The organism is Pseudomonas sp. F01002 (genome assembly GCF_004402115.1).
GTDB classification, from domain to species: Bacteria; Pseudomonadota; Gammaproteobacteria; order Pseudomonadales; family Pseudomonadaceae; genus Aquipseudomonas; species Aquipseudomonas frigoris.
In genome coordinates, this window is record NZ_SOPU01000018.1 from 183,058 (window position 1) to 209,857 (window position 26,800).

The 26,800-nt window shown below is 58.6% G+C and carries 26 protein-coding genes, 1 pseudogene and 1 riboswitch; of the genes and pseudogenes, 10 read left to right on the plus strand and 17 right to left on the minus strand.

The window, feature by feature from the left end; translation table 11 throughout:
- Positions 1-77: 77 nt before the first annotated feature.
- Complete coding sequence (locus E3W21_RS14585) at positions 78-815, minus strand: ABC transporter substrate-binding protein (RefSeq protein ID WP_134420598.1); 738 nt, start codon at positions 813-815, stop codon at positions 78-80.
- 257 nt (positions 816-1,072) lie between these two features.
- Here E3W21_RS14585 and E3W21_RS14590 point away from each other — a divergent pair, with 257 nt between their 5' ends.
- Complete coding sequence (locus E3W21_RS14590; RefSeq protein ID WP_134420600.1) at positions 1,073-1,525, plus strand: GNAT family N-acetyltransferase; 453 nt, start codon at positions 1,073-1,075, stop codon at positions 1,523-1,525.
- Between the two features lie 126 nt (positions 1,526-1,651).
- Here the strand turns inward: E3W21_RS14590 and E3W21_RS14595 are convergent, their stop codons facing one another.
- From E3W21_RS14595 to E3W21_RS14605, 3 genes are read right to left on the minus strand one after another with little or no spacing between them, the layout of a single operon-like run.
- Complete coding sequence (locus tag E3W21_RS14595; protein WP_123369167.1) at positions 1,652-1,948, minus strand: helix-turn-helix domain-containing protein; 297 nt, start codon at positions 1,946-1,948, stop codon at positions 1,652-1,654.
- 31 nt (positions 1,949-1,979) lie between these two features.
- A complete protein-coding gene (locus E3W21_RS14600) occupies positions 1,980-2,471 on the minus strand; it encodes a M48 family metallopeptidase (protein ID WP_033060381.1) in 492 nt (163 codons plus the stop codon).
- A 45-nt stretch (positions 2,472-2,516) separates the two neighbouring features.
- Positions 2,517-4,640, minus strand: coding sequence for a bifunctional diguanylate cyclase/phosphodiesterase (locus tag E3W21_RS14605; protein WP_134420602.1), 2,124 nt, complete (start codon positions 4,638-4,640; stop codon positions 2,517-2,519).
- A 322-nt stretch (positions 4,641-4,962) separates the two neighbouring features.
- Between E3W21_RS14605 and E3W21_RS14610 the strand changes: the two genes are divergently transcribed.
- Positions 4,963-5,631 carry a polysaccharide lyase family 7 protein gene (locus tag E3W21_RS14610; protein WP_134420604.1) on the plus strand — a complete coding sequence of 223 codons (669 nt, stop codon included), beginning with the start codon at positions 4,963-4,965 and terminating at the stop codon, positions 5,629-5,631.
- A gap of 559 nt (positions 5,632-6,190) precedes the next feature.
- Positions 6,191-6,484: a fructose-bisphosphate aldolase gene (locus E3W21_RS14615; RefSeq protein ID WP_134420606.1), complete on the plus strand. Its 294-nt coding sequence runs from the start codon at positions 6,191-6,193 to the stop codon at positions 6,482-6,484.
- A gap of 68 nt (positions 6,485-6,552) precedes the next feature.
- Here E3W21_RS14615 and E3W21_RS14620 read toward each other — a convergent pair.
- The 8 genes and pseudogenes from E3W21_RS14620 to tkt all read right to left on the minus strand — a co-directional run.
- A pseudogene (locus E3W21_RS14620) lies at positions 6,553-6,735 on the minus strand (fructose-1,6-bisphosphate aldolase); the annotation flags it as partial.
- A 55-nt stretch (positions 6,736-6,790) separates the two neighbouring features.
- Complete coding sequence (locus tag E3W21_RS14625) at positions 6,791-7,066, minus strand: hypothetical protein (RefSeq protein WP_134420608.1); 276 nt, start codon at positions 7,064-7,066, stop codon at positions 6,791-6,793.
- 218 nt (positions 7,067-7,284) lie between these two features.
- Positions 7,285-8,322: a class II fructose-bisphosphate aldolase gene (gene fba / locus E3W21_RS14630; RefSeq protein ID WP_134420610.1), complete on the minus strand. Its 1,038-nt coding sequence runs from the start codon at positions 8,320-8,322 to the stop codon at positions 7,285-7,287.
- A gap of 280 nt (positions 8,323-8,602) precedes the next feature.
- Positions 8,603-8,935 (minus strand): MliC family protein, encoded by a 333-nt coding sequence (locus E3W21_RS14635; RefSeq protein ID WP_134420612.1) that lies wholly within the window; start codon positions 8,933-8,935, stop codon positions 8,603-8,605.
- A gap of 56 nt (positions 8,936-8,991) precedes the next feature.
- Positions 8,992-9,213, minus strand: a complete 222-nt coding sequence (locus E3W21_RS14640; RefSeq protein WP_046045274.1) for a hypothetical protein — start codon at positions 9,211-9,213, stop codon at positions 8,992-8,994.
- Between the two features lie 34 nt (positions 9,214-9,247).
- Positions 9,248-10,411, minus strand: coding sequence for a phosphoglycerate kinase (locus E3W21_RS14645; RefSeq protein ID WP_129440433.1), 1,164 nt, complete (start codon positions 10,409-10,411; stop codon positions 9,248-9,250).
- 12 nt (positions 10,412-10,423) lie between these two features.
- Positions 10,424-11,491 carry an erythrose-4-phosphate dehydrogenase gene (gene epd / locus E3W21_RS14650; protein ID WP_134420614.1) on the minus strand — a complete coding sequence of 356 codons (1,068 nt, stop codon included), beginning with the start codon at positions 11,489-11,491 and terminating at the stop codon, positions 10,424-10,426.
- Positions 11,492-11,670: 179 nt separating this feature from the next.
- Positions 11,671-13,668, minus strand: a complete 1,998-nt coding sequence (tkt, locus tag E3W21_RS14655; protein ID WP_134420616.1) for a transketolase — start codon at positions 13,666-13,668, stop codon at positions 11,671-11,673.
- A 260-nt stretch (positions 13,669-13,928) separates the two neighbouring features.
- Between tkt and E3W21_RS14660 the strand changes: the two genes are divergently transcribed.
- The 4 genes from E3W21_RS14660 to E3W21_RS14675 all read left to right on the plus strand — a co-directional run bounded on the left by E3W21_RS14660 (position 13,929) and on the right by E3W21_RS14675 (position 18,554).
- On the plus strand, positions 13,929-14,924 hold the full coding sequence (locus E3W21_RS14660; protein WP_134420618.1) for a metalloregulator ArsR/SmtB family transcription factor: 996 nt from the start codon (positions 13,929-13,931) through the stop codon (positions 14,922-14,924).
- Positions 14,925-14,942: 18 nt separating this feature from the next.
- The gene (gene metK, locus E3W21_RS14665; protein WP_033060397.1) at positions 14,943-16,133 is read left to right on the plus strand and encodes a methionine adenosyltransferase; all 1,191 of its coding nucleotides are present in this window, start codon (positions 14,943-14,945) and stop codon (positions 16,131-16,133) included.
- 252 nt (positions 16,134-16,385) lie between these two features.
- Complete coding sequence (gene ligB / locus E3W21_RS14670) at positions 16,386-18,059, plus strand: NAD-dependent DNA ligase LigB (protein ID WP_134420620.1); 1,674 nt, start codon at positions 16,386-16,388, stop codon at positions 18,057-18,059.
- Positions 18,060-18,158: 99 nt separating this feature from the next.
- Positions 18,159-18,554 carry a DUF1090 domain-containing protein gene (locus E3W21_RS14675; RefSeq protein ID WP_134420622.1) on the plus strand — a complete coding sequence of 132 codons (396 nt, stop codon included), beginning with the start codon at positions 18,159-18,161 and terminating at the stop codon, positions 18,552-18,554.
- Positions 18,555-18,569: 15 nt separating this feature from the next.
- On the opposite strand, the gene E3W21_RS14680 is transcribed toward E3W21_RS14675, so the two are convergent.
- Entirely contained in the window at positions 18,570-19,019 is a 450-nt protein-coding gene (locus tag E3W21_RS14680; RefSeq protein ID WP_134420624.1) for a cytochrome c, read from the minus strand.
- A 128-nt stretch (positions 19,020-19,147) separates the two neighbouring features.
- Here E3W21_RS14680 and E3W21_RS14685 point away from each other — a divergent pair, with 128 nt between their 5' ends.
- Complete coding sequence (locus E3W21_RS14685; protein ID WP_129440418.1) at positions 19,148-20,320, plus strand: murein transglycosylase A; 1,173 nt, start codon at positions 19,148-19,150, stop codon at positions 20,318-20,320.
- An 80-nt stretch (positions 20,321-20,400) separates the two neighbouring features.
- On the opposite strand, the gene E3W21_RS14690 is transcribed toward E3W21_RS14685, so the two are convergent.
- Together E3W21_RS14690 and E3W21_RS14695 are read right to left on the minus strand one after the other, a co-directional pair.
- Positions 20,401-20,784: an MAPEG family protein gene (locus E3W21_RS14690; RefSeq protein ID WP_129440417.1), complete on the minus strand. Its 384-nt coding sequence runs from the start codon at positions 20,782-20,784 to the stop codon at positions 20,401-20,403.
- Between the two features lie 40 nt (positions 20,785-20,824).
- Positions 20,825-21,658, minus strand: a complete 834-nt coding sequence (locus E3W21_RS14695; protein WP_134420626.1) for an EamA family transporter — start codon at positions 21,656-21,658, stop codon at positions 20,825-20,827.
- Between the two features lie 309 nt (positions 21,659-21,967).
- On the opposite strand from E3W21_RS14695, the gene E3W21_RS14700 reads away from it, so the two are divergent.
- A complete protein-coding gene (locus E3W21_RS14700) occupies positions 21,968-23,137 on the plus strand; it encodes an MFS transporter (protein WP_008152004.1) in 1,170 nt (389 codons plus the stop codon).
- 259 nt (positions 23,138-23,396) lie between these two features.
- On the opposite strand, the gene E3W21_RS14705 is transcribed toward E3W21_RS14700, so the two are convergent.
- Positions 23,397-24,284, minus strand: a complete 888-nt coding sequence (locus tag E3W21_RS14705; RefSeq protein ID WP_129440413.1) for a formate/nitrite transporter family protein — start codon at positions 24,282-24,284, stop codon at positions 23,397-23,399.
- Positions 24,285-24,487: 203 nt separating this feature from the next.
- Positions 24,488-24,892 (minus strand): acyl-CoA thioesterase, encoded by a 405-nt coding sequence (locus tag E3W21_RS14710; RefSeq protein ID WP_134420628.1) that lies wholly within the window; start codon positions 24,890-24,892, stop codon positions 24,488-24,490.
- Positions 24,893-25,249: 357 nt separating this feature from the next.
- Positions 25,250-25,353: riboswitch (S-adenosyl-L-homocysteine riboswitch) on the plus strand.
- 23 nt (positions 25,354-25,376) lie between these two features.
- Between E3W21_RS14710 and ahcY the strand changes: the two genes are divergently transcribed.
- On the plus strand, positions 25,377-26,786 hold the full coding sequence (gene ahcY / locus E3W21_RS14715) for an adenosylhomocysteinase (protein WP_077747242.1): 1,410 nt from the start codon (positions 25,377-25,379) through the stop codon (positions 26,784-26,786).
- Positions 26,787-26,800 lie beyond the last annotated feature (14 nt).

Here is a 26,800-nt window from a genome sequence, read left to right on the forward strand (position 1 = left end):
TCGCGAGCAAGCTCCCACAGGGATTACCTAAATCCTGTGGGAGCGAGCTTGCTCGCGATGAGGTCATCAGCCACACCTTACATCCCATGCTGTTCCATCAACCGCTGATAACTGCCATCCACTTTCATCGCCGCGATCTCGCGGTCGAAACCGGCGACGATCTGTTCATGCCGGGGGTTCTTCAGGCTGACCAGGATGTGCAGGCTGTTCTCGCTCAATGGCTGGGGCAAAAACTCCACGGCATTGCGCACCTTGGAAGATTCCCGGGCCAGGTAGTAACGCGCGACGTATTCGTCTTCCAGCGTCAATTTGACCCGGTCGGCGGCGACCATGCGCACCGCCATGGAGAAGCTGTGCACCGGGACTTTCAGCAGCGACACGTCGTCATCGAACGCCGACGAATAGGCATAACCGCGCACCACCGCTATCGGGAAGGTGTGCAGTTGTTGCAGGTTGTTGTATTCGATCGGTGTGTCTTTGCGCTTGAGAAAGCGCACACGGTTGAGCAGGTATTCGCCGGAAAACTGGCCAAGTTTCGTACGATCGTCGGTGTACCAGGCGTTGACCAACACGTCGTATCGACCCTCGCCAACCCCCAGCAAGGCCCGCGCCCAAGGCACTTGTTCAAACTCACTGGCATAACCGGCCCGGGCCAGCGCTGTGCTGACGATGTCCGTGGCCAACCCACCGTTGGCCAGCGTGGCATCGGTAAAGGGTGGCCAGGCATCGGCGACCAATCGCAGCTTTTCCGCTGCCGCGCCTTGAGTCAGCAACAGCAATCCAATCAAAGCAAAGGCTCGATGCAATCGCGGCATGCTAGAAAATCCTTAGCGGGCTGGACGCCCGACGTGTTTTCAGCCAAAACTCCAAGGCCCCCGTACTGCCAAACCCAAGTACTAACATTAACTCATCGAAGCCACTGCACAGCGCTTCATCTCAGATTACACAAACAAGACAAGGCCGCGCGAAATGAATGATGGCATTTTGGCCTTTGTCACAGATTTCTCTGCCATAAAGACATCTTTCGCCTGGGCGCTTAGTATCGCAGCGACGATGTTCAAGGAGTGTGAAGATGACAATCGATTGGGTCTGCAAACACCACAACGATCTGGGCAAAGAGCAGCTGTACGCCATTCTGCAGCTACGTGCAGAGGTGTTTGTCGTTGAGCAGAAATGCGTCTATCAGGACGTCGACGGCCAGGATCTGGAAGGTGACACCTGCCATTTAATGGCTTGGGACGGGGATCGGCTGGTGGCGTACCTGCGGTTGCTCGACCCGGAATTACAGGGTGGCGACGTGGTCATCGGGCGGGTAATCATTGCCCCTCAAGCGCGCGGTACAGGGCTTGGGCATGAGCTGATGGCACAGGCGTTGAAGCAGGCTGAAAAGCGCTGGCCTGAAGTACCGATCTATCTCTCGGCCCAGGCGCATTTGCAGGGGTATTACGCTAAATATGGATTTGTGGTGGCGGGCGAGGAGTTCGTGGAGGATGGCATTCCTCATATCGGGATGCGTCGTTCCTGAGGGTCTCTTCGCGAGCAAGCCCGCTCCCACAATTGATCTGCGTCGTGCACAAAGTCCATATCCACTGGAGATCTAATGTGGGAGCGGGCTGGCTCGCGAAGGCGTCAGCCGGTTCACCGCAGAAGTTCAGGGGTACTCAAGCACCGCTTTAATCTGCCGAAGATTGCGCTCGATCCACCCCCGATCTATCGCCCCCCACTCGCGAATCCGATAACGCCCGGCATGATTGCGCGCACCGTCTTCCTGCTCGAACTCGCAAACAATGTCCAGATCCGCCAATGCCGCGATGGTGTCCTGAGCCGTGCGCCGGGGCATGCCGGTCACTTCGGTCAGCGCCGGGACGCTACTGGCCAACCCGCTATCAATCAGGTACGCCACGTACAACCGACGATAGAAGCTGCTCTTGGTCTTGCTTACATCCATCTAAACACTCCCGGTTGCGATATTTTGATCTCTATTGCATATCCCGCCACGTCAGGTACACCCGCACATCGAACTCCACCTGGTGATACCCCGGCAACATGTGTTCGCAAAGCTTGTAGAACGCCTTGTTGTGATCAGACTCTTTGAAGTGCGCCAGTTCATGCACCACGATCATTTTCAGAAACTCGGCAGGTGCTTCCTTGAACAATGAAGCTACACGAATTTCTTTCTTGGCCTTGAGCTTGCCGCCCTGCACCCGGGATATCGCGGTGTGCAATCCGAGGGCGCGGTGGGTCAGGTCCAGACGGTTGTCGAACAACACCTTATCGATGGCCGGGGCGTTGCGCAGGTATTCCTGCTTGAGGTCCAGCGTATAGGTGTACAACGCCTTGTCGCTCTGTACCCGGTGTTTTTCCGGGTAACGCTGGCTCAGGTAGTCGCCCAGCCGACCGTCGGCGATCAGCTGGCGCACTTGGTCCTGCAGTGCTGCAGGATAGGCCTGGAGGTATTTCAACGCGGTCATTGGGGCGGCAACACGATTCACGAAAAGGTCGCCAGTGTAGCGAATTCAGGCGGTCAGCGTGTTCCAGTCGAACGACCGCACAAAGTCGCCGACGTCCTCGGCCATCATCGGCCGTGCGACCAGAAACCCTTGCACGTACTCGCAACCATTGGCTTGCAGCCACTGATATTGCGCAACAGTTTCAACCCCTTCGGCAATCACCAGCATCCCGTACTCCTTGCACAACTCGATCACATTGCGCACCAGCGCCGCATCGCGTGAGGACTCCAGAAGCCGGCCAATCAAATGCCGGTCGAACTTGAGCGTGTCCAATTCCAGATCGCGCAGATGAGACAGCGAACACGGCCCGGAACCGAAGTCATCCAGGGCCACTCGCACACCCAGGTTACGCAGCAGGCGCAGCTGTTTGCGGGTTTCCTCGGGGTTTTGCATCAAAGCCTCTTCAGTGACCTCGACTTCCAGATGGCGCGCCTGCAAACCATGGCGCTCCAATACCTGGCGCAGCTCAGTGACCAGATTGGGCATGCCGAACTGCGTACTGCTCAAACTGACGCCCAGCACCAGGTCGTTGGCAAACAAGGTTTCCCAGGCCTTTCGCTGGCTCGCCCCTTGTTGATAGATCCAGCTGCCCAGGCGACTGATCAACCGCGCCTCTTCCAGCAATGGCAAAAACAGCCCCGGCGGTACATCGCCGACGCTCGGGTGCTGCCAGCGAATCAGCGCTTCGAACCCGCGAATCTGCCCACTGGCAATGGCCACCTGAGGTTGATATACCAAATTGAATTCACGGTTCTCGATTGCCGCGCGCACACTTTCTTCGAGCATCAGCCGCGAGCGTGCCCGGCCGTTCATTTCGTGATCGTAGAAACGATATTGCTGACGGCCGGCGCGCTTGGCTTCGTACATGGCGATGTCAGATGCGCGCAACAAACCGTCAAGATTGGAACCGCAATCCGGGTACGTCGCAATGCCGATGCTGGCGCCCAACGCGATATCCAGACCATCGATCTGCTGACAGATCGACACCCGCTCAATCAGCTTCTCGGCAATCTTTGCCGCTTGCTCAGGGAATTCCAGATCCAGCAAAGCGGTGAACTCATCACCGCCCATGCGCGCCAGAATGTCGAAGGGCCGCAGACAGGCCTTCAACTGCTCGGACACCCACCGCAGCACCCGGTCGCCGGCATCGTGACCAAGGGAATCGTTGACCCGTTTGAAGCCGTCGAGGTCCAGATACAGCAGCACCCAGGCGCTGTCTGAGCGGTCGCCACGCAACAGCAGGTTTTCCGCCGTCTGGTAAAAGCCGCGACGATTGAGCAGCCCGGTCAATGGATCAGTGACGGCCTGGAACTCCAGTTGCTGATGCAGATGGCGCACCACCGACATGTCCAGCACCGTCACCACCATCGCATGTTGTTCGCTGGGCAACGGTGCGCAGGACAGCGCCACGGGCACCTGCTGGCCGGGCGCCGTACGCAGCAATGCATCGTGCAGGCGCAAGGTTTCGCCGCGTTTGTAACCGGCGAACAACTCGGAGTCGGCCCAGATCGGGATGTGCGGATTTTGCAGGAAATCCAGGAACTCTTTGCCGTGCAGGTCTTGCACCGTGGCATTGAGCAGCCGCGACATCGCCGGATTGGCAAAGCGGATCAGACCGTCCTCACCGACCACCAGGATGCCTTCGGCGGCATTGTCGAGCACCGAGGCATTAAACGCGCGTGCGACCTCCAGATCGTGGCTCAGGCGCTGCAACGCACGGCGATTGCGCTGATGCTCGAGCAGCGCCTGGACTTTGGGCTTGAGAATTTGAGGGTCGAACGGTTTGAACAGGTAATCCACCGCACCGCAGGCATAGCCCTTGATCATGGCGTCCTGGGACTGTTCGTTGGCGGTAAGAAAAATGATCGGCGTGAGGCAGGTTCGTTGGCTGCCGCGCATCAGGCGTGCCACTTCAAAACCGTCCATGCCCGGCATCTGCACATCCAGCAGCACCAGGTCGACATCGTGTTCGAGTAACAGACTGAGCGCCTCGAAGCCCGAGGCGGCGGTCATGACCTGCCAGTCCTGGCGCTGCAACAACGCGCGCATGCTGATCAGGTTTTCAGGGTAATCATCGACGATTAAAAGAATTGAACTGCCTTCAGCTGGCGTGGGTTGCGAGCATTCCATGCTGCTTCTCTTATGCGGGACGTCAGGCCGGTTTCTCGTGAAAACCGGACAAATACTAAGCCTTCACTCTAGACCGGGTTCTGCAAAAGCAGAAGCTATCAGTACGCCATCATTTAACCAAAGAGTCCATTTGCCGACTAACGGTCGGCGCCACAGGCCTCTGAAACCGGGAAAGATGGCCTTTTAACAGGATTTTGACGTCACCCGTTTGTCATTTACGCATTAACAAATTGAACTTCTGCGATTATAAGGATTGCCCCCAAGGCGCGTGCCAGAGCTTCTGGAACGTGCGTGCAGTAAAAAAACGTGGAAGCTTTTGTCTATGATTGATCTCGCAACCTGGAACCTCAGCGTTCCCGTCGGCAATCCGCCGTACACCGTTGAAACGTCAAAACTGGTGGATGGCTTCAAGGACCAATACTTCCACTCCGACACCGGCACCTTGTTTTTCTGGGCCCCGGTCACCGGTTCCAAAACTGAAAACGCAAAGTACCCCCGCACTGAACTTCGCGAAACCTACAGCAATGGCACCCTGAAAAACTGGCTCTACCCGGACGCCGACAATACCCTGCGCGCCACCATGGCGGTGAATCAGGTACCGAGTTCGGGGAAGATCGTTATTGGCCAGATCCACGCCTATGAAAGCCAGAAGCCCATGGTGAAGCTCGAGTATCAGTACAGCACCACTACGCAGTCAGGCAACATCGTCGCCAAGGTTCGTATGCACCCTGATGACGATAGCGCACGGATAATCACCATTGCTACCGGGGTGAAACTGGATCGGGAGTTTTCCTACCTCATCCACCTGAGCCCGCGCGGCGCGCTGGGCATCAGTGCGGCGGGCTACCAGTGGGACACCGAAATCAGCAAGACCTGGAGCGTCAAGCCGCTGTACTTCAAGGCCGGGGTTTATGTGCAGGACAACACCGGGTACACCAGCGAAGGCGGGCAAGTGACGTTCAGCAAGCTGGATATTGATCACGATAAATAGAGATCGCGTCCACCGCACAAAAGATCGCAGCCTTCGGCAGCTCCTACATGAGATCGAGTCGCCACTGGAGCTGCCGAAGGCTGCGATCTTTTGATCTTTAGCTCCGAAAAGCACGTAGGAACCCGCCCATTGTGGCGAGGGAGTTGCTCCCACCGGGCTGCAAAGTTGGCCCCAAAACCTGCCATCTCATTCCTGCTGACACACCACACAGCCCGATTGACGACGGCTGCGCCGCCGAGCGGGACCAAGCCCCCTCGCTACAATGACCGCGCACGGTCCTACACCCCGGTTGCAGCCGCCAAAGTCGCCGCTGATAGTTAGCCCCGTCGCTGACAGCAGTCGGCTATAGGGTTTCGCAGCCCTACCGAGTTAGAACCACAACCGTCAAAATACGACACGGGCAGCGTTTGCCCGTACTCGTTTTTTATGGCGGCTGTGCGTGGGAGACCCTCGGGTCTGCCGGGTCTTAACTCCTCGGTCTGCGAACCCGCGCACTGCTGCCACCCCATTTGTTTCGCAGCAAACGGTGGCGAATTCTTTCTTGAGTTAAGGATTTTCCATGAGCAATCAACAACCGCCCCGCCGCTTCACCCCCATGTCCCAATTCGCCACCGACTACCCCGTCCTCCTCATCGACAGCGACGCCCCGCTGCGCGAACTCCACAATTGTGTCAGCGAACGCCTCAACGCCGCCCTCAAATACCTGCACCTCATGGCCTGTACCAGCCTCCCCGACTACGCCGAGAACGACATCAACACCGTCACTAACATCGCCCGGATCCTGGTTCAGGATGTAAGCGATGTGTTTCGGGTGATTGAGCCGCGCGGGTTTGAAACGCTCAAGAGTCAGTAGTCAATTTTCAGGCAATAAAAAACCCGCATCGCTGCGGGTTTTTTAATACCGGTAGTAACGCTGAAGGCTTAGTTGACCTTCGCGTTCAACTCACCTTTCAAATAACGCTGATACATCGCTTCCAACGAGATCGGCTTGATCTTCGAAGCATTGCCCGCAGTACCAAACGCTTCATAACGTGCGATACACACATCACGCATGGCAGTAACAGTCGCGCCGAAGAACTTACGCGGATCGAATTCACTCGGGTTGGNGGATGCGTGCTCCTAAACAACCAAAACCAATCACGCCAGCTAACGGCTTGACTCAACTGATATAAACACTGGAATAAAGACTCCAATCGGAATAACTAACATTGTCCGCAGTCTCCCGGACTTGCACATTAATAGTCTGACCTCCATACATTAGCAACGTTGATTCCTGCGTCATAAACGAATAATCGCCATCCGCCCCAACAACACCAGTCCCCAGCATCGCGCCTGTGCCCGCCTGATGCAGATAGATCCTAAAGCCAGGAGTTCCTCGCCCACGAACCGTTATTGAGGCATTGCCGCCCCAGGCTGAATCAATATAGGCAGTCATAGTTATTACCCTCAGTAATGACCGTCGAGGCTTCGACGACCACCCCCTACTCTAGGCAGGCAACTTGCCTCGTACTACCTGTCAGAAATACCTATACCGACCAACGGTACAGCTAGCTTTAAAGCCCAATTACCCAAAAAAGAGCCCTCTCCCCCCTGACTACAGTTATAAAAAAACCGCCTTTCGGCGGTTTTCATAAACAGGTTCAACTCAAAGGCTTAGTTAACCTTAGCGTTCAACTCACCCTTCAAATACCGCTGATACATCGCTTCCAACGAGATAGGCTTGATCTTCGAAGCATTGCCCGCAGTACCAAACGCTTCATAACGTGCGATACACACATCACGCATGGCAGTAACAGTCGCGCCGAAGAACTTACGCGGATCGAATTCACTCGGGTTGGNAGACGCCAAACGCAGGTCGGTGTCGATGTTGACCTTGCGCACGCCGTGCTTGATGCCTTCGACGATTTCTTCAACCGGTACGCCGTAGGTTTCTTTGATGTCGCCGCCGTACTGGTTGATGATCGCCAGCCAGTCTTGCGGAACCGAAGACGAGCCGTGCATCACCAGGTGGGTGTTCGGGATGCGTTTGTGGATTTCTTTGATGCGGTCGATGGCCAGCACGTCGCCGGTAGGCGGCTTGGTGAACTTGTAGGCGCCGTGGCTGGTGCCGATGGCGATGGCCAGGGCGTCGACTTGAGTGCGCTTGACGAAGTCAGCGGCTTCTTCCGGGTCGGTCAGCATTTGGCTGTGATCCAGAACGCCTTCGGCGCCGATGCCGTCTTCTTCACCGGCCATGCCGGTTTCCAGCGAACCCAGGCAGCCCAGCTCGCCTTCTACCGATACGCCGCAGGCGTGAGCCAGGGCCACGGTTTGTTGGGTGACGCGGATGTTGTAGTCGTAGTCGGTCGGGGTCTTGCCGTCTTCACCCAGGGAACCGTCCATCATCACCGAGCTGAAGCCCAGTTGGATGGAGCGCTGGCAGACGTCAGGGCTGGTGCCGTGGTCCTGGTGCATGCACACCGGGATGTGCGGGAATTCTTCGATTGCCGCCAGGATCAGGTGACGCAGGAACGGGGCGCCTGCGTATTTGCGAGCACCGGCCGAAGCCTGGACGATCACCGGGGAGTCAGTCTTGTCAGCGGCTTCCATGATGGCGCGCATCTGCTCAAGGTTGTTGACGTTGAAGGCTGGAACGCCGTAGCCGAACTCGGCTGCGTGGTCCAGCATCTGGCGCATGCTGATAAGTGCCATTGTGTGTGTCTCTCCCGGTTGAGGGTCGTTAATCGTGCCAGCCTGCCGTAGCGGCGGCGGCTATTCAAGTTATTGCAGATCGGGGGTTGGCCCGCTCCGCTCATTCGGTGCTGCAAAAATCTGATGTACCCGCACAGATTCATTGTGGGAGCGGGCTTGCTCGCGAATGCGATTTAACATTCAACGTTGATGCAAGCTGACCCGACGCCTTCGCGAGCAAGCCCGCTCCCACATTTGGATCTGCTTCCACATTGGATCTGTGGTGTATCAATTTCGTGTCTTACTGCGCTTTACAACCGCGGCCGATCAAATCATTGGTGGCGACCCAGTACACCAGGCCTTCCTCACCTTTTATGTGAAACGCCAGCATGTCGTTGCTGTACAGCGAACCTTCGGCGCCCGGCTCATGCTTCAAGCGGTAGACCTGATCGGCACCGCCCAGGCGAACGTCGACTTCCTTGCGGCTGTCGTCGGTGTAGCGCCAGAGCACTTTAGCCTGACTGTCGCAGGTCCAGGTGGTCCAGCTGTCCGTCGATTCGGCAGGCTTGAACAGGTTCAAATTAGCGCAACCTGCCAGCAGAGCCAGCGCCGCAACGGCGATAAAACCTTTCATCCATGTTCCTCGACTGACGGCACACGCCGCCAGCCCTGAGTAAAGTGTCAGACCCGTCAAGGGCAACCATGTTCCTTGGCCGGGGTCTGTGTCTCATATTTGTCCAGGCCATCAGGCCCGGAACGCTTGTTGATCACCGGATTGGTTTCGGCCTGCCAGTCGGCCTGGTAGCAGCCTTTGTCCTGCTCAGGCGTCTCGGGTACCTTCGGGGCTTTCGGGTTACTCCCGCAAGCTGCCAGCGACCCCGCGATAATCAACAGCGCTAATGTTTTGACCATCTGAACACTCCTTTGCCTGGTCAAATGGGCGGCCTCAGGCCTTGGCCCGGCTTTCCAGGACTTCAACGGCCGGCAGCACCTTGCCTTCGACAAATTCGAGGAACGCGCCGCCGCCGGTAGAAATGTAGGAGATCTGATCGGCAACGCCATATTTATCGATAGCGGCCAGGGTGTCGCCGCCGCCAGCAATGGAGAATGCCGAGCTGTCTGCGATGGCCTGGGCCAGGACTTTGGTGCCGTTACCGAACTGGTCGAATTCGAACACGCCCACCGGGCCGTTCCACAGAATGGTTTGGGACGACTTCAGCAGCTCGGCGAAATTCGCCGCGGTCTGTGGGCCGATGTCCAGAATCATGTCGTCTGCGGCCACATCAGCGATCAGTTTGACGGTAGCGGTGGCGCTTTCAGCGAACTCCTTGGCGACCACGACGTCGACCGGCAGCGGCACGCTGACCTTGGCGGCGATGGCGCGAGCGGTGTCCAACAGGTCCGGCTCGTACAGGGACTTGCCGACCGGGTGACCGGCAGCAGCGAGGAAGGTGTTGGCAATGCCGCCGCCGACGATCAGCTGGTTGCAGATCTGGCTCAGGCTGTTGAGGACGTCGAGTTTGGTCGAGACCTTGGAGCCGGCAACAATCGCCGCCATTGGCTGGGCCGGGGCGCCGAGGGCTTTGCCCAGTGCGTCCAGTTCGGCAGCCAGCAACGGGCCAGCGGCCGCGACTTTGGCGAACTTGGCCACGCCATGGGTCGAACCCTCGGCGCGGTGAGCGGTGCCGAAGGCGTCCATCACAAACACGTCGCACAGGGCGGCGTATTGCTGGGCCAATTCGTCAGCGTTCTTTTTCTCGCCCTTGTTGAAGCGCACGTTTTCGAACAGCACGATGTCACCGGCCTTCACGTCAACGCCGCCCAGGTAATCGGCCACCAACGGCACTTCACGGCCCAGGGCCTTGCTCAGGTAATCAGCGACTGGCTTGAGGCTGTTCTCGGCCGAGAACTCGCCTTCGGTCGGACGGCCAAGGTGCGAGCAGACCATCACGGCCGCGCCTTTTTCCAGGGCCAGCTTGATGGTCGGCAGCGAGGCCAGGATTCGCGCATCGCTGGTGACAACACCGTCCTTGACTGGGACGTTGAGGTCTTCGCGGATCAGTACGCGCTTACCTTGCAGATCGAGGTCGGTCATCTTCAACACGGTCATGGGTCGCATTTCCTACTGTTTTGGAGAGCAGTGTTTTGGAGAGCCAGCTGATTGCAGATAGTGTTCCGCAACATCCAGCATTCGGTTGGCAAACCCCCATTCGTTGTCGAACCAGGCCAGGATGTTCACCAGCCGTGGGCCGGAAACTCGAGTCTGACTGGCATCGACGATGGCCGAATGTGGGTCATGATTAAAATCACAACTGGCGTGAGGCAACTCGGTGTAGGCCAGAAGGCCTTTGAGCGGGCCGCTGGTGGCGGCCTCGCGCAAAATCCGGTTGACCTCGGTGGCGTCGGTGTCGCTCACGGTCTGCATCGTAATGTCGAGGCAAGACACGTTAACCGTCGGCACCCGCACGGCTTTGGCCTGAATTCTCCCGGCAAGTTCCGGTAACAGCCGTTCGATGCCACGCGCCAGACCAGTGGACACCGGAATCACCGACTGAAACGCCGAACGGGTGCGCCGCAAGTCTTCGTGATGATAGGCGTCGATCACCGGCTGATCGTTCATCGCCGAGTGAATGGTGGTGATCGACACGTATTCCAGACCAATGGCCTGATCCAGCAGGCGCAACAGCGGCACGCCGCAGTTGGTGGTGCAGGACGCGTTGGACACCAGCAGCTCATCACCGGTCAGGCAATCCTGGTTCACGCCGTAGACGATAGTGGCGTCGACATCCGCCTCGCTGGCCATCGGCTGGGAAAACAGCACACGCGGCGCACCGGCGTCGAGGAAACGCTGGCCATCGGCACGCGTGTGGTAAGCGCCGGAGCACTCCAGCACCAGATCGACGCCCAACGACGCCCAATCGATGCCTTCAGGGGTGGCACTGCGCAGGACCTTCACGCAGTCGCCATTAATATGCAGACAATCGCCCTCGACCTTCACTTCCCCGGGAAAACGCCCGTGAGTGGAGTCGAATCGTGTCAGGTATTCGATGCTGGCCATGTCCGCCAGATCGTTGATCGCAACAATTTCAAACCCAGCCTTATCGCCTCGCTCAAACAACGCACGCAAGACGCAACGACCAATCCGGCCGTAGCCGTTGAGTGCAACTTTGTAAGGACGCGGTTGAGGCATGGGGGTTCTCGATAGACGCAGACAGAACGAAATCTCGTTAACAACACGACCCCTGTAGGAGCTGTCGAGTGAAACGAGGCTGCGATCTTTTGATCTTGTTTTTAAGATCAAGATCAAAAGATCGCAGCCTTCGGCAGCTCCTACAGGAAACGCGGAAGCCTGGGCCGCCGCGTGGTGTTTTAGTCTTCCAGCAGCTCTTCTGCCTGACCCAGGATGTTTTCCAGGGTGAAGCCGAACTCTTCGAACAAGGCAGGCGCAGGCGCCGACTCGCCATAGGTGGTCATGCCGATCACGCGGCCTTCCAGGCCCACGTACTTGTACCAGTAGTCCGCGTGGGCGGCTTCGATGGCGATACGGGCGCTGACCTGCAACGGCAGAACCGCTTGCTTGTAGCCGGCGTCCTGAGCATCGAACACGCTGGTGCAAGGCATCGAAACAACACGCACCTTACGACCTTGTTCGGTCAGCTTGTCGTAGGCCTGAACCGCCAGACCGACTTCGGAACCGGTGGAGATCAGGATCAGCTCAGGCTCGCCGTCGCAATCCTTCAACACGTAACCGCCACGGGCGATGTCGGCGATCTGGAACGCATTACGGGTTTGGTGCTGCAGGTTCTGACGCGAGAAGATCAGCGCCGAAGGGCCGTCCTTGCGTTCCAGAGCCAGTTTCCAGCACACCGCCGATTCAACGGCATCGGCTGGGCGCCAGGTGTCGAGGTTCGGCGTGCTGCGCAAGCTGGTCAGTTGCTCGATCGGCTGGTGAGTCGGGCCGTCTTCGCCCAGACCGATGGAGTCGTGGGTGTAGACGAACACGACACGCTGCTTCATCAGCGAGGCCATGCGCACGGCGTTGCGGGCATATTCCATGAACATCAGGAAGGTCGCGCCGTAAGGCACCAGACCACCATGCAAGGCCACGCCGTTCATGATCGCGCTCATGCCGAACTCGCGAACGCCGTAGTACATGTAGTTGCCGCTGGCGTCTTCAGCCGAAACACCTTTGCAACCTTTCCACAGGGTCAGGTTGGAACCGGCCAGGTCAGCGGAGCCGCCCAGTAGTTCAGGCAACAGCGGGCCGTAGGCATTCAGTGCATTCTGGCTGGCTTTACGGCTGGCGATGGTTTCGCCCTTGGCGGCGACTTCAGCAATATAAGCAGAGGCTTTTTCAGCGAAGTCTTCCGGCAGGTCGCCGCTCAGACGACGAATCAGCTCGTTGGCCAACTCAGGGAAAGCAGCGGAGTAGGCAGCGAAACGCTGATCCCATTCGGCTTCGGCCGCGCGACCGGTTTCCTTGGCGTCCCACTCGGCGTAGATGTCGGCCGGGATTTCGAACGGACCGTGGTTCCATTTCAGCGCAGCACGGGTCAGAGCGATTTCCGCGTCACCCAGTGGGGCTCCGTGGCAGTCTTCCTTGCCTTGCTTGTTCGGTGAACCGAAACCGATGGTGGTCTTGCAGCAGATCAGGGTTGGCTGATCGCTTTTGCGCGCAGTTTCGATCGCGATCTTGATCTCTTCAGGGTCGTGACCGTCAACGTTGCGGATGACCTGCCAGTTGTAGGCTTCGAAGCGCTTCGGCGTGTCGTCGGTGAACCAGCCTTCGACTTCGCCGTCGATGGAAATGCCGTTGTCGTCGTAGAAGGCGATCAGTTTGCCCAGGCCCAAAGTACCGGCCAGGGAGCCGACTTCGTGGGAAATGCCTTCCATCATGCAGCCATCACCCAGGAACACGTAGGTGTGGTGATCGACAACATTGTGGCCCGGACGGTTGAACTGCGCCGCCAGGACTTTTTCTGCCAGGGCAAAACCAACGGCGTTGGCCAGGCCTTGGCCCAGTGGACCGGTGGTGGTTTCAACGCCTGGGGTGTAGCCCAATTCCGGGTGACCCGGGGTGCGGCTGTGCAGTTGGCGGAAGTTCTTCAGGTCTTCGATCGACAGGTCATAGCCGGTCAGGTGCAGCAGCGAGTAGATCAACATCGAGCCGTGACCGTTGGACAGCACGAAGCGGTCACGGTCGGCGAACGATGGATTGCTCGGGTTGTGCTTCAGGTAGTCACGCCAAAGTACTTCGGCGATATCCGCCATACCCATAGGGGCACCGGGATGGCCGCTGTTGGCTTTTTGCACGGCATCCATGCTGAGGGCACGAATGGCGTTGGCACGCTCACGACGGCTGGGCATCGCTGTTCTCCTGGGGGCTGAATAAAACGAAACGGAAAAAAGGCGAGCATTTTCCCTCACCCACCCGCCTCGGGGCAATGACAGATAGTCATCTGAAGGCGTTTTTCCGGTGGATAAAGTCGCATTCGCCTGATGAAACCTTTCCGCTGACGATTTGTAGAGTGACCCTTTCCCCGAGAAGTGCCATCTATCGTGCAATATCAAAACTTTTTGATATTGCTCTTGCGGTGTTTTCTGACCGTCACTAGACTGCTGGCCTTATGAATTTACGTGTGCCTTCCATTCGACATGACGATTGCGATGAGCTGGCGGCCCTGTGCAAGGCCGGCGGCGATCCTCTGCGGCTGAATGTATTGCGCGCGCTGGCCAACGATTCGTTTGGCGTACTGGAGCTGGCGCAGATCTTTGGCATCGGCCAGTCCGGCATGAGTCATCACCTCAAGGTATTGGCCCAGGCCGATCTGGTGGCGACGCGCCGTGAAGGCAACGCGATTTTCTACCGTCGCGCCCTGCCCCACACCGACCTGCTGGGCGGCAAGCTGCATGCCGCGCTACTGGAAGAAGTGGACAACCTGACCCTGCCTGCCGATGTGCAGTCGCGGATCGGTCAGGTCCATGGACAACGAGCGGCGGCCAGCCAGGACTTTTTCTCACGGGTCGCGGAGAAGTTTCGTGCCCAGCAAGACTTGATCGCCGGCCTGCCGCAATACCGCGAAAGCGTGGTGGCATTGCTCGACAAGCTGAGTTTCAGCGAAGGCGCCACGGCCATCGAAGTCGGCCCCGGAGATGGCGCATTTTTGCCGGAACTCGCGCGCCGCTTTACACAGGTCACGGCGCTGGACAACAGCCCGGCGATGCTCGAACTGGCGAGCCAGGTTTGCGAACGTGAAACGCTGGCTAACGTCAGCCTGCAATTGGCCGATGCATTGAACGGTGTCCGCCTCAAGGCTGACTGCGTTGTACTGAACATGGTGCTGCACCATTTCGCTGCGCCGGCCGAAGCTCTCAAGCACATGGCCAACTTGCTGCAACCGGGCGGTAGCCTGCTCGTGACAGAGTTATGTAGCCACAACCAGAGTTGGGCCAGGGAGGCCTGCGGTGATCTCTGGTTGGGGTTTGAACAGGACGATTTGGCCCGTTGGGCCACCGCTGCGGGACTCGCTCCCGGGGAAAGCCTCTATGTAGGCTTACGTAATGGTTTCCAGATCCAGGTCCGCCATTTTCAGCGACCGGCTGGCGACACTCACCATCGGTAAATTCAGGAAAAAATCGAGATGAGCGAATACTCCCTCTTCACCTCCGAGTCCGTGTCCGAAGGGCATCCGGACAAAATCGCCGACCAGATTTCCGATGCTGTGCTGGACGCCATCATTGCTGAAGACAAGTTCGCCCGTGTCGCGGTCGAGACCCTGGTAAAAACCGGCGTTGCAATCATCGCAGGTGAAGTCACCACGTCGGCCTGGGTCGACCTGGAAGAGATCGTGCGTAACGTCATTCTGGACATCGGCTACAACAGCTCCGATGTCGGCTTCGACGGCGCCACTTGCGGCGTGATGAACATCATTGGCAAGCAGTCCCCTGACATCAACCAGGGTGTCGACCGTGCCAAGCCTGAAGATCAGGGCGCCGGCGACCAGGGCCTGATGTTCGGCTATGCCAGCAACGAAACCGACGTGCTGATGCCAGCACCGATCACCTTCTCGCACCAGCTGGTTCAGCGTCAGGCCGAAGCCCGTAAATCCGGCCTGCTGCCTTGGCTGCGCCCGGACGCCAAGTCGCAAGTGACTTGCCGTTACGAAGGCGGCAAAGTTGTCGGTATCGACGCCGTTGTACTGTCGACTCAGCACAACCCTGACGTGTCCTACAAAGACCTGCGCGAAGGCGTGATGGAGCTGATCGTCAAGCACGTACTGCCTGCCGAACTGCTGTCCAAAGACACCCAGTTCCACATCAACCCGACTGGCCAGTTCATCATCGGTGGCCCGGTAGGCGACTGCGGCCTGACCGGTCGCAAGATCATCGTTGACAGCTACGGCGGCATGGCCCGTCACGGCGGCGGCGCGTTCTCCGGTAAAGATCCATCGAAAGTTGACCGTTCGGCCGCCTACGCGGGTCGTTACGTGGCCAAGAACATCGTGGCGGCCGGCCTGGCTGAGCGTTGCGAGATTCAGGTTTCCTACGCGATTGGTGTTGCTCAGCCGACGTCGATCTCGTTGAACACCTTCGGCACCGGCAAGATCAGCGACGACAAGATCGTCAAACTGGTTCGCGAAGTGTTCGACCTGCGTCCATACGCAATCACCACCATGCTCGACCTGCTGCACCCGATGTACCAGGAAACCGCTGCGTACGGCCACTTTGGTCGCACGCCGGCAACCAAGACTGTGGGTGACGACACTTTCACCACTTTCACCTGGGAAAAGACCGACCGCGCCGATTCCTTGCGCGCGGCTGCCGGCCTGTAAGACTTCCCCGGCGGTACCAAAAGCCCTGCACGGTTCGCCGTGCGGGGCTTTTTATTGCGCGAAAATCGAAAGATCGCAGCCTCGTTTCACTCGACAGCTCCTACAGGGATTTGTGTAGGAGCTGTCGAGTGAAACGAGGCTGCGATCTCTTGATCTTCCTGTCTCTCGAAACACACCGAAAAACATCCTCGCTACCGACGCCCGAAAGCTGACTAGCCTTGAAAGCATTCTCCCTGAGCAAGGACGCTCACAATGCTTCTGCGCCTGTTTTTCTGTTTTTTCCTGACCTTTCTTTGCCTGAGTTCAAACGCTGGCGAGTGCCCCGACTGGCCACCCGCACGCGCCCTGGACGAAATCACGTCACTGCAGAAACAACTCGACCTCTGGGACGACCACTATCACCGCAACGGACGCTCACTGGTCCCCGACGAAATCTATGATCAATCCCGTGCGAGACTGATCGAATGGCGGAAATGTTTTGACCTGGGTTTGGCGCCCGAACCTTTGCGCACCGCCGGCGGCACGATCCCCCACCCCATCGCCCACACTGGCCTGGAAAAACTCCGTGATGGTCGCGCGGTAGAGGACTGGCTGCGCGAGCGAAACGATATCTGGGTACAACCCAAGGTCGACGGTGTAGCGGTGACGCTGATCTATCGCAATGGCTTGCTGCATCAGGCGATCAGTCGCGGTGACGGTGTCAACGGCCAGGACTGGACCACCTCGGCGCGCCAGATCGCCGCCATTCCTCAAGCGCTGCCACAACCGCTGGAGCTGCTGGTGCAAGGCGAACTCTACTGGCGCCTGACTGACCACATACAAGCCCGGGCTGGCAGCCTCAATGCCCGCGCCACGGTGGCCGGATTAATGGCACGCAAAGAGCTGAACGCCGATCAAGCCGGTGGTATAGGGTTGTTTGTCTGGGACTGGCCTCAGGGCCCGGCTACTTTGCCCGCTCGCGTGGCGGCCCTGGACGAACTGGGTTTCCCGAGCACCGCACCGTACAGCCAGCCGATCAAGGCATTTGCCGACGCTGAACGCTGGCGCGATCACTGGTATCGCGCGCCCTTGCCTTTCGCCAGCGATGGCATCGTTTTGCGTCAGAGCCAACGTCCACCGGCCGAGCGCCGACAGGCCCGGCCTCCCCACTGGAGCGTTGCCTGGAAGTATCCGTTTGCTCAAGCGCTGGCCGAAGTGCGCAAGGTCAACTTCAAGATTGGGCGAACCGGGCGGATCACCCCGGTACTTGAACTGACACCTGTGAAACTCGATGACCGACAAATCAAGCGCGTGAGCGTCAGCTCCCTGCGACGCTGGGAAGAACTGGACATCCGCCCCGGCGATCAGGTGTCCATCAGCCTGGCAGGCCTGACCATTCCAAGGTTAGACGGTGTCATGCTGCGCAGCACCCAACGCACTGAATTGAGCGTACCGCTGGCGGAGGACTTTCATCATTTGAGTTGCTGGCAGCCGACACCGGGGTGCGAAAGCCAATTCCTCGCCCGACTGACCTGGCTCAGCGGCAAGCAGGGACTGGCGTTGCCGCATGTCGGTCCTGGCACTTGGGAGAAACTTTTAGAAACAGGCCGCCTGAAAGGCCTGCTGGATTGGTTGACCCTCGATGCTCAAGAGCTTGCTAACATTGACGGCTTCGGCGAACGCAGCAGCGCTCGTCTTTTGAACAGTTTCAACAGTGCCCGGCAACGCCCTTTCGCTCGCTGGCTCAAAGCCCTGGGTTTACCGCCGACCGGCCAGGCGCGGCTTGCCGATTCATGGCAGGAACTGGCACAACGAAACACCGAACAATGGCAGGCAGAAGCCGGCATCGGCCCGGGACGCGCAGCGCAATTGAGCGCATTTTTCCGCGACCCGCAGGTCCTGGCCTTGAGTGAAACATTACGTATTGCGGGGATTGACGGTTTTTAGCGGCCGGCGATGCCCGCCAACCCGGGAACCCAATGGTGCCGCTGGGCTCAAACTCCCCATCGCCACATCGACCCGATCGCTTTTTCACATGGAGCCTTTATGAAACTTCTTTCACCGCTCGCCCTGTTGACCCTTTGCAGCGTGCTGGCCGCTCCACTAATGGCCGCCGAAGAAGCTCCGGGCCTGACCGGCTGCGCCGCAAAGAAGCAGGGCATCATCAACCAGATTGAACTGGCCAAGTCCCACGGCAACGCCGATCAGCAGGCAGGCCTTGAAACGGCCCTGAGTGAAGTCACTGCTCAATGCACCGACGCTTCCCTGAAGAAAGAACGGGAAAACAAGGTGCTCGACGCCAAGCACGAAGTCAGCCAGCGTCAACTTGACCTCGACAAGGCCATGAAGAAAGGCGACGCCGAGAAGATCAACAAGCGCAAAGACAAACTCGCCGAGTCCCGCAAGGAATTGCAGGACGCACTCGATGAGCTGGATAAGTAAGGATCAGGTCAGGACTCAATGATCCCGAAACTCTTTATGGCAAGCACTGCAGGCATCTTCGACCTTCTGCACCGCCGGCCCCAGGTTACTGGCCTTGTAAGGCTGAATCTTGCTGGCAATCACCAATTCACCGGTGGCGACTTCAAGGGTGCGGGCCATGTCCTGGAAGTGTTCCTGTTTCTGCCAGACATCGCTCTTGGCGCTGGTGTGATCTTCTTCGCGCACCTGCGGAAAATGTTTCCAGGGTTCACGGGACAACGCATCGAGCTTCACGGCACCGTCAGCGAATTTCGGACCGTCAAACGGGATGCGACCACGCAACATGCCGCCCAGGTCTTCGCCGGTCTTGAGCATTTGCTTGAAGATCGCCTTGCGCTGGCCCAGCGGCGAGTTGGGATCGACACCACCGCAGGCAGACAACGTCAGGCAGGCCAGCAATACAACAGAAAGTCTTTTAAGAGTCATGGTGGCTTCAGGTCACGGGAAACGGCGGCCAGTATCCTCGTGTCATCGGCAAAGACCAATAGCCCTATTATCAATACGGGTTGTTTGAGCGCATGGAGCACTCAGGCAACCGACAAAGGAATTACTCCATGAACAGCCGTTTCAAGGCATGGCGTCACAACCTCGCCTGGACACTTCCGATGGTGGCCGTGCTTGCGGGCTGCACCGGTGGCGACAACAACCAACCGAAAACCCACGCCCTGGCCACCTACTCCAGCGCCACGTGGGAAGCACTTCCGACGGTGTCCGACAACGACCTGGTCGCCGGCTTCGGTTCGTGGCGCAGCGCCTGCACCCGACTCAAAGCCGACCCGGTGTGGGGCTCGACCTGCGCGGCTGCCGCCAACGTGCCGCAATCCGCCAGCGACATTCGTGGCTTCCTCAAGCAGAACCTCGACGTCTACGGCCTGCGCGCCGCCAATGACAATCCCAACGGCTTGATCACCGGCTATTACGAGCCGGTCTACCCCGGCAGCCTGACCCAGACCGAAGTGGCGAACATCCCGGTGTACGGTGTGCCTGAGGACATGATCATCGTCTCTCTGGACAGCATTTATCCGGAACTCAAAGGCAAACGCCTGCGCGGACGACTCGAAGGTCGCGTACTCAAGCCTTACGACGATGCGGCCACCATTGAAACCCAAGGGGTCAAGGCGCCTGTCGTTGCCTGGCTGACCGACCCGATGAACCTGCAATTCCTGCAAATCCAGGGTTCAGGTCGTATCCAGCTCGATGACGGCCGCCAGTTGCGCATTGCGTATGCCGATCAGAACGGTCACCCGTATCGACCGATCGGCCGCTGGCTGGTGGACCAGGGCGAGCTGAAAAAAGAAGAAGTGACCATGGGCGCCATCAGCAATTGGGCCAAGGCCAATCCGACGCGCATTCCGGAACTGCTGGGCAGCAACCCTAGCTACGTGTTCTTCACCCGCAACCCGGACAGCAACGAAGGGCCTCGCGGCTCGCTGAACGTTCCGCTGACCGCAGGCTATAGCGCGGCGGTGGATCGCAAAGTGATTCCGCTGGGCAGTCTGTTGTGGTTGTCGACCACTAAACCGGACGGTACCGCACTGGTACGCCCGGTAGCCGCTCAGGACACCGGCGGCGCAATTGCCGGCGAAGTCCGTGCAGACCTGTTCTGGGGCACGGGCGAGGCGGCCGGGCAATTGGCGGGAGACATGAAACAGCAGGGGCAAATCTGGATGCTCTGGCCTAAAGGTGCAGCCCTGCCTCAAGTGCCTCAGGTGACCGACAAGCTTTAAAGTCAAAAGATCGCAGGCTCGCCGCAAAATCGCGGATGAGCGTAGGAGCTGGCGAAGCCTGCGATCTTTTGATCTTGCTCTTAAACAGAAACCACAAAGAAACTGACGATCAACCCCATCCCCACCAACCACATCAGCGATCGCAAAATCGCCCAGTCCGCCAAGTAGCAAATGATGTACAGCAGCCGACTGGTGATGAACAACACCGACAGCACATTGATCGTCACCAGTTCGGCATTGCCGGCCAAGTGGGCAACGATCACCGCCGCCGCGAACGCGGGAGTCACTTCAAAACTGTTCAGATGCGCCGCATACGCACGTCGGCCAAAACCATTCAGTGACTCGAGAAAGTCACGGGGGTCATGGTTGTCTTTCGGCCTGAACCCGCCACTGACCCTGGCGATGCCCGTGCAGATATAGGGCAGGAAAATCGCGATCAAAATGCACCACAGAGCAACCGTCATAACGCAATCCCTTCTTCAAGTTTCAAGAGTCGAGTTCCAGTCAAAACTTCATCACCAGCATACCGATCAGCACCAGCCCACAGGCTAAGAGCCGTGGCCTGCCGAAAGGTTCTTTCAGGTAACGCATGCCGAACAGCACCACCAGGATCACGCTGATCTCGCGCAATGCCGCCGCTTCGGCAATCGAGCCCAGCTGCATGGCCCACAGCACCAGAGCGTAGCTGAACAACACGCAAAACCCGACCGCCAACCCCAGTCGCCACTGTTCACGCCAGAACAACATGAAGGCCGGTCGCTTACGCACCAGCGCCAGTAACGGGAACGGCCAGGCGCTGAGCAACGTGACCCACACCAGGTAATCCAGCGGATGCGACCAGCGCCGCAACGCCTGGCCATCGATAAAGGTGTAGCAGCCGATGCACAGGCCGATCAACGCTACCACCGGCAGCATCGACCACGGCAACCGCGCACCGCCGCCGCCCTGCCAGAGCAGGCACAGCATGCCGAACGGGATCAGCAGAATCCCGAAGATCTGCTGGTTCGTCAGCACTTCCCCGGCAAAAATCAGCGTCAGTGCCAGCACCACCAGCGGCGACAAGCCACGCATCAGTGGGTAGACCAACCCGAGGTCGCCGACCCGGTACGCCTGGATCAGCAAATAGCGATAGAGCAATTCAAACGCCGCCGACGCCAGAATCCACGGCCAGATGTCCAGGGGTGGCAACGCCGCGAACGGCAGCATCAGTGCGACAAACAGCATTGCAACGCTGTCCATGCAGGCCACCACCAGCAGCCGTTCCGCACTGAATTTGATCAGGGTATTCCACGCCGCGTGCAACAGCGCCGCTACCAACACCAGTGCTGTTGCAAGCACGGCACACTCCTTATTTTGTCCCGCCCTCTGTAGGAGCTGTCGAGTGAAACGAGGCTGCGATCTTTTGATCCTGGAAAATCAAGATCAAAAGATCGCAGCCTCGTTTCACTCGACAGCTCCTACGGAGTTCAGTTGGATAATTGATTCGCCATATGTCAGCAGCTGTTTATACTGCAAGCGACCACGCCGCACTCAGTTGCGCACAGACTAATTCCAATAATTTTTGCCACCGCCCGCTCTCGTCGAGAACGGGCGTCGGCATGCGTATGCCTGATCAGAGCGTCAAGACTACCGACAGAGACCTTGCGCATGCCACTCGCCTTGCTTGCCCTCGCCGTTGCCGCGTTCGGCATCGGCACCACTGAATTCGTCATCATGGGCTTGCTGCCCGATGTCGCCCGCGACCTCGCCGTGAGCATCCCCCACGCGGGCCTGCTGATCACCGGCTACGCCCTGGGCGTGGTGTTCGGTGCGCCGATCCTCGCGGTCGGCACCGCCAACATGCCGCGCAAAGCCACGCTGCTGGGCATGACCCTGATGTTCATCCTCGGCAACATTCTTTGCGCATTGGCGCCGAACTACGCCACGCTGATGGCCGCACGAGTGGTCACCGCGCTCTGCCATGGTGCGTTCTTCGGCATCGGTTCGGTGGTTGCCGCCGGTTTGGTGGCACCTAACAAACGCGCCCAAGCGATTGCGATGATGTTCACCGGCCTGACCCTGGCCAACGTGCTGGGCGTGCCTTTGGGCACCGCGCTCGGGCAATACGCCGGCTGGCGCTCGACGTTCTGGGCGGTGTCGGTAATCGGCGTGATTGCCGCGATCGCGCAGTGGGTCTGGTTGCCGAAGGACATCGCCATGGACAAAGCCAACCTCGCCAGCGAGTTCAAAGTGCTGGGCAAGGTCAACGTGTTGTTGGCGCTGGGCATGAGCGTGCTGGCGTCGACCAGCCTGTTCAGCGTCTTCACTTACATTGCCCCCATCCTGCAAGACATCACCGGCGTCAGCCCGCATGGCGTGACCATCATGCTGCTGCTATTCGGTGTCGGACTGACGGCGGGCAGCATGCTCGGCGGTCGCCTGGCTGACAGTCGATTGCTGCCGTCGCTGGTGGGTATGGCACTCGCCGTTTTGGTCGTGCTGGCGGCATTCACGCAGACCAGTCACTCGGTGATTCCGGCGGCGATCACGCTGGTGTTGTGGGGCATCTTCGCCTTTGCCCTGTGCCCGATTTTGCAATTGCTGATCATCGATCAGGCCCATGAAGCGCCGAATCTGGGCTCAACGTTGAACCAGAGCGCGTTCAACCTCGGCAACGCAGCCGGTGCTTGGATTGGCGGGTTGGTGGTCGCCAGCGGTGCGGATCTGGCGGACTTGCCGTGGACCGGCGCACTGGTCAGCGGGTTGACGGTACTGACGGCGCTTTTCTACATCTATCTGCAACGTCGCGGTGTTGCTGCGGTCAATGTGTCCGGCTAATAGCTGCATCGCCCATGACATTGCATTCGCGAGCAAGCCCGCTCCCACATTTGATCTCCGTCGTACACCAAATCGGTGTTCACTGACGATTCAGTGTGGGAGCGGGCTTGCTCGCGAAGAAGTTGACACGGTGTAGCAGCCACTCCCTGAATCCCCTCTTTTCTGTCCGGAACGTGACTTGCTGTTGAGCATCGGCAAACTGGTCAAGCACGTGACCAAGGGTGAGCCTGCGCCAGCGGCACAGGCCGAGCATCACTGATTACTTTGTGGTCTTCTGCGGGTCGGGCTCCGGGCCTTGATCCGTAGACTTCTTCGGCGGCCCGCTCTCGCTGCGAATCTGCGCATGGCTGATCAGCGCGAAGATGAAGCTGCCGCCGATGATGTTCCCCGCCAGCGTCGGCCCGGCGAACACCAGCCAGAAATCCTTCCACGGCAACTCGCCGGCAAACACCAGATACGAGACCTCGGCCGAACCGACCACGATGTGGGTGAAATCCCCCAGCGCCATTAGGTAGGTGATGAGGATGATGATCCACATCTTCGCGCTCTCCATGGACGGAATCATCCAGACCATGGTGGCGATCATCCAGCCCGACACAATGCCTTTGGCAAACATCTGGCTGGCGTCGTTCTCCATGATCTTGCGCCCGATATCAAGGAAGGCCAGGTCGGTCTTGCTGTCGAAAATCGGCAGATTCAGCATCACATACGCCACCAGCAACGTGCCGCAGAGGTTGCCCACCAGCACCACCGACCACAGGCGTAGCAATCGACCGAAATTGTTCAGTGTGGGCTTGGTCATGATCGGCAGCACCGCCGTCAGGGTGTTTTCGGTGAACAACTGCTGACGGGCGAGGATCACCGCGAGAAAGCCTGCGCAGTAACCGAAACTGGCGATCACCTTGAAGCCTTCGCCGTCCGGCAGACGGGAATTGAGCAGCCCCATGGCCATCAGCGACAGGCCCATGGTCAGGCCGGCGGCCAGCGCCGACCACCACAAGGCGGCGACACTGCGTTCGAGCTCCTGATCGCCCTGGGTGCGGATGATTTCGTGCAACACCGCCGCCCGAGGTGGCTGGCTCTTGTCGACGTCGTGCTGTTCTTCAGGCGAGAGGTTCGGGGTCTTGCCGTCTTTTTGCGCGTCCATAAAGCTCCGGAACCTGTGGTGTGTCATGTAGGTACGACACGCGGGGTTCGGAGCTGTTCACTGACCCGTTAAAACATCATCGACTGTTACACCGCCTTCGCGAGCAAGCCCACCCACCCTTAATCTCAGTCGTTCACAGAAACCGTGTTCGCTGAAGATCCAATGTGGGAGCGGGCTTGCTCGCGAAGGGCGCGCCGCCGATATCACTCGCTGGCGATATCATCCTTGAACTGGTCTTTGACGTACTTGATCTCGGTTTGGCCGTGTGCCGCGGGCAAGCCGTCTTCACCCAGATTGACGAAGACAATCTTCTCCACCGTCAGGATGCTTTTGCGGGTGATCTTGTTACGCACTTCGCACTTCAGGGTGATGGAGGTGCGACCGAATTCCGTGGCGGTGATGCCCAGTTCAATGATGTCGCCCTGGCGCGAGGCGCTGACGAAGTTGATTTCGGAAATGTACTTGGTGACCACACGCTGATTGCCCAGCTGGACGATGGCGTAGATTGCCGCTTCTTCGTCGAGCCAGCGCAACAGGCTGCCGCCGAACAGCGTGCCGTTGGGGTTGAGGTCTTCGGGTTTTACCCATTTGCGGGTGTGGAAATTCATATTCACTCCTGACCGTCTTGCCGATTGATGCCGGCCATCATGGCAGAGCCCGACCTAGAGCTCTATCAAGCATCGACTATGGTCTCGATTACCGTTCAGACATTGACCAACAGAAACGCTTTGGAAGTATCGCTCACACGGCTATAATCGCCACCGTTTCAAAACGGTCATCTTCACGTGGCCNCGCATGGCCAGTTTTTCAGCTCAAATTCGGATGCCAGAAGTCCAGAGCCAAGGCGCTGTGACGAGTCATAGCCAGCTATGGCGAGGAACAGCAACGCAGGATCTGGGCTTATGGCGCCGAAGTTGAGCTGAAAAACTGGCCATGCGGGCCACCTGATACCGTTTTCCCGCCACCTGTCCGAGGGGCGCTGCAGCAGGTTCGACCTGTCAGGCTCGGATGGGGCGTTGCTTGACCGTTATCGGTCAGACACTAAACGCNACAACGGCGCCCATTCGCATACATTACGAATGGAGGCTCATCATGAGCGCTGTTATCACGCCTGCAGATTTTAACGATTACAAAGTTGCCGACATGTCCCTGGCTGCCTGGGGCCGTCGCGAAACCATCATCGCCGAATCCGAAATGCCAGCCCTGATGGGTCTGCGCCGCAAGTACGCCGGTGAGCAGCCGCTCAAAGGCGCGAAAATCCTCGGCTGCATCCACATGACCATTCAGACTGCCGTGCTGATCGAAACCCTGGTTGCCCTGGGTGCCGAAGTGCGTTGGTCGTCCTGCAACATTTTCTCGACTCAGGATCAGGCCGCTGCTGCTATCGCCGCTGCCGGCATCGCGGTTTACGCCTGGAAAGGCGAAACCGAAGAAGAGTACGAGTGGTGCCTGGAGCAAACCATCCTCAAAGATGGCGCGCCTTGGGATGCCAACATGATCCTCGACGACGGCGGCGACCTGACCGAGTTGCTGCACAAGAAATACCCGGCGATCCTGGACCGCGTCCACGGCGTTACCGAAGAAACCACCACGGGCGTTCACCGCCTGCTGGACATGCTGGCCAAGGGCGAGCTGAAAATCCCGGCCATCAACGTCAACGACTCGGTAACCAAGAGCAAGAACGACAACAAGTACGGCTGCCGTCACAGCCTGAACGATGCGATCAAGCGCGGTACCGACCACCTGCTGTCCGGCAAGCAAGCGCTGGTCATCGGTTACGGTGACGTGGGCAAGGGTTCGGCCCAGTCCCTGCGTCAGGAAGGCATGATCGTTAAAGTCTCCGAAGTTGACCCAATCTGCGCCATGCAAGCCTGCATGGACGGTTACGAGCTGGTTTCGCCGTTCATCGACGGTATCAACAACGGTACTGAAGCCAGCATCGACAAAGCGCTGCTGGGCAAGATCGACCTGATCGTGACCACCACCGGTAACGTCAACGTTTGCGACGCAAACATGCTCAAAGCCCTCAAGAAGCGCGCTGTTGTCTGCAACATCGGCCACTTCGACAACGAAATCGACACGGCTTTCATGCGCAAGAACTGGGCATGGGAAGAAGTGAAGCCACAGGTTCACAAAATCCACCGTACCGGTCCTGGCGCGTTCGACGCCCAGAACGACGACTACCTGATCCTGCTGGCCGAAGGCCGTCTGGTTAACCTGGGTAACGCAACCGGCCACCCAAGCCGCATCATGGACGGTTCGTTCGCCAACCAGGTTCTGGCTCAGATCTTCCTGTTCGGCCAGAAGTACGCCGACCTGTCGCCAGCCCAAAAAGCCGAGCGCCTGACCGTTGAAGTACTGCCGAAGAAACTCGACGAAGAAGTGGCCCTGGAAATGGTCCGCGGTTTCGGCGGCGTGGTGACTCAACTGACCAAGACCCAGGCCGACTACATCGGCGTGACCGTTGAAGGCCCGTTCAAGCCGCACGCTTACCGCTACTGATTCGACCTGCTGCC

Coding starts and splice junctions, on each gene's coding strand:
- E3W21_RS14585 (WP_134420598.1), bottom strand. CDS start 815: ATGCCGCGATTGCATCGAGCCTTTGCTTTGATTGGATTGCTGTTGCTG.
- E3W21_RS14590 (WP_134420600.1), top strand. CDS start 1,073: ATGACAATCGATTGGGTCTGCAAACACCACAACGATCTGGGCAAAGAG.
- E3W21_RS14595 (WP_123369167.1), bottom strand. CDS start 1,948: ATGGATGTAAGCAAGACCAAGAGCAGCTTCTATCGTCGGTTGTACGTG.
- E3W21_RS14600 (WP_033060381.1), bottom strand. CDS start 2,471: ATGACCGCGTTGAAATACCTCCAGGCCTATCCTGCAGCACTGCAGGAC.
- E3W21_RS14605 (WP_134420602.1), bottom strand. CDS start 4,640: ATGGAATGCTCGCAACCCACGCCAGCTGAAGGCAGTTCAATTCTTTTA.
- E3W21_RS14610 (WP_134420604.1), top strand. CDS start 4,963: ATGATTGATCTCGCAACCTGGAACCTCAGCGTTCCCGTCGGCAATCCG.
- E3W21_RS14615 (WP_134420606.1), top strand. CDS start 6,191: ATGAGCAATCAACAACCGCCCCGCCGCTTCACCCCCATGTCCCAATTC.
- E3W21_RS14625 (WP_134420608.1), bottom strand. CDS start 7,066: ATGACTGCCTATATTGATTCAGCCTGGGGCGGCAATGCCTCAATAACG.
- E3W21_RS14635 (WP_134420612.1), bottom strand. CDS start 8,935: ATGAAAGGTTTTATCGCCGTTGCGGCGCTGGCTCTGCTGGCAGGTTGC.
- E3W21_RS14640 (WP_046045274.1), bottom strand. CDS start 9,213: ATGGTCAAAACATTAGCGCTGTTGATTATCGCGGGGTCGCTGGCAGCT.
- E3W21_RS14645 (WP_129440433.1), bottom strand. CDS start 10,411: ATGACCGTGTTGAAGATGACCGACCTCGATCTGCAAGGTAAGCGCGTA.
- epd (WP_134420614.1), bottom strand. CDS start 11,491: ATGCCTCAACCGCGTCCTTACAAAGTTGCACTCAACGGCTACGGCCGG.
- tkt (WP_134420616.1), bottom strand. CDS start 13,668: ATGCCCAGCCGTCGTGAGCGTGCCAACGCCATTCGTGCCCTCAGCATG.
- E3W21_RS14660 (WP_134420618.1), top strand. CDS start 13,929: ATGAATTTACGTGTGCCTTCCATTCGACATGACGATTGCGATGAGCTG.
- metK (WP_033060397.1), top strand. CDS start 14,943: ATGAGCGAATACTCCCTCTTCACCTCCGAGTCCGTGTCCGAAGGGCAT.
- ligB (WP_134420620.1), top strand. CDS start 16,386: ATGCTTCTGCGCCTGTTTTTCTGTTTTTTCCTGACCTTTCTTTGCCTG.
- E3W21_RS14675 (WP_134420622.1), top strand. CDS start 18,159: ATGAAACTTCTTTCACCGCTCGCCCTGTTGACCCTTTGCAGCGTGCTG.
- E3W21_RS14680 (WP_134420624.1), bottom strand. CDS start 19,019: ATGACTCTTAAAAGACTTTCTGTTGTATTGCTGGCCTGCCTGACGTTG.
- E3W21_RS14685 (WP_129440418.1), top strand. CDS start 19,148: ATGAACAGCCGTTTCAAGGCATGGCGTCACAACCTCGCCTGGACACTT.
- E3W21_RS14690 (WP_129440417.1), bottom strand. CDS start 20,784: ATGACGGTTGCTCTGTGGTGCATTTTGATCGCGATTTTCCTGCCCTAT.
- E3W21_RS14700 (WP_008152004.1), top strand. CDS start 21,968: ATGCCACTCGCCTTGCTTGCCCTCGCCGTTGCCGCGTTCGGCATCGGC.
- E3W21_RS14705 (WP_129440413.1), bottom strand. CDS start 24,284: ATGGACGCGCAAAAAGACGGCAAGACCCCGAACCTCTCGCCTGAAGAA.
- E3W21_RS14710 (WP_134420628.1), bottom strand. CDS start 24,892: ATGAATTTCCACACCCGCAAATGGGTAAAACCCGAAGACCTCAACCCC.
- ahcY (WP_077747242.1), top strand. CDS start 25,377: ATGAGCGCTGTTATCACGCCTGCAGATTTTAACGATTACAAAGTTGCC.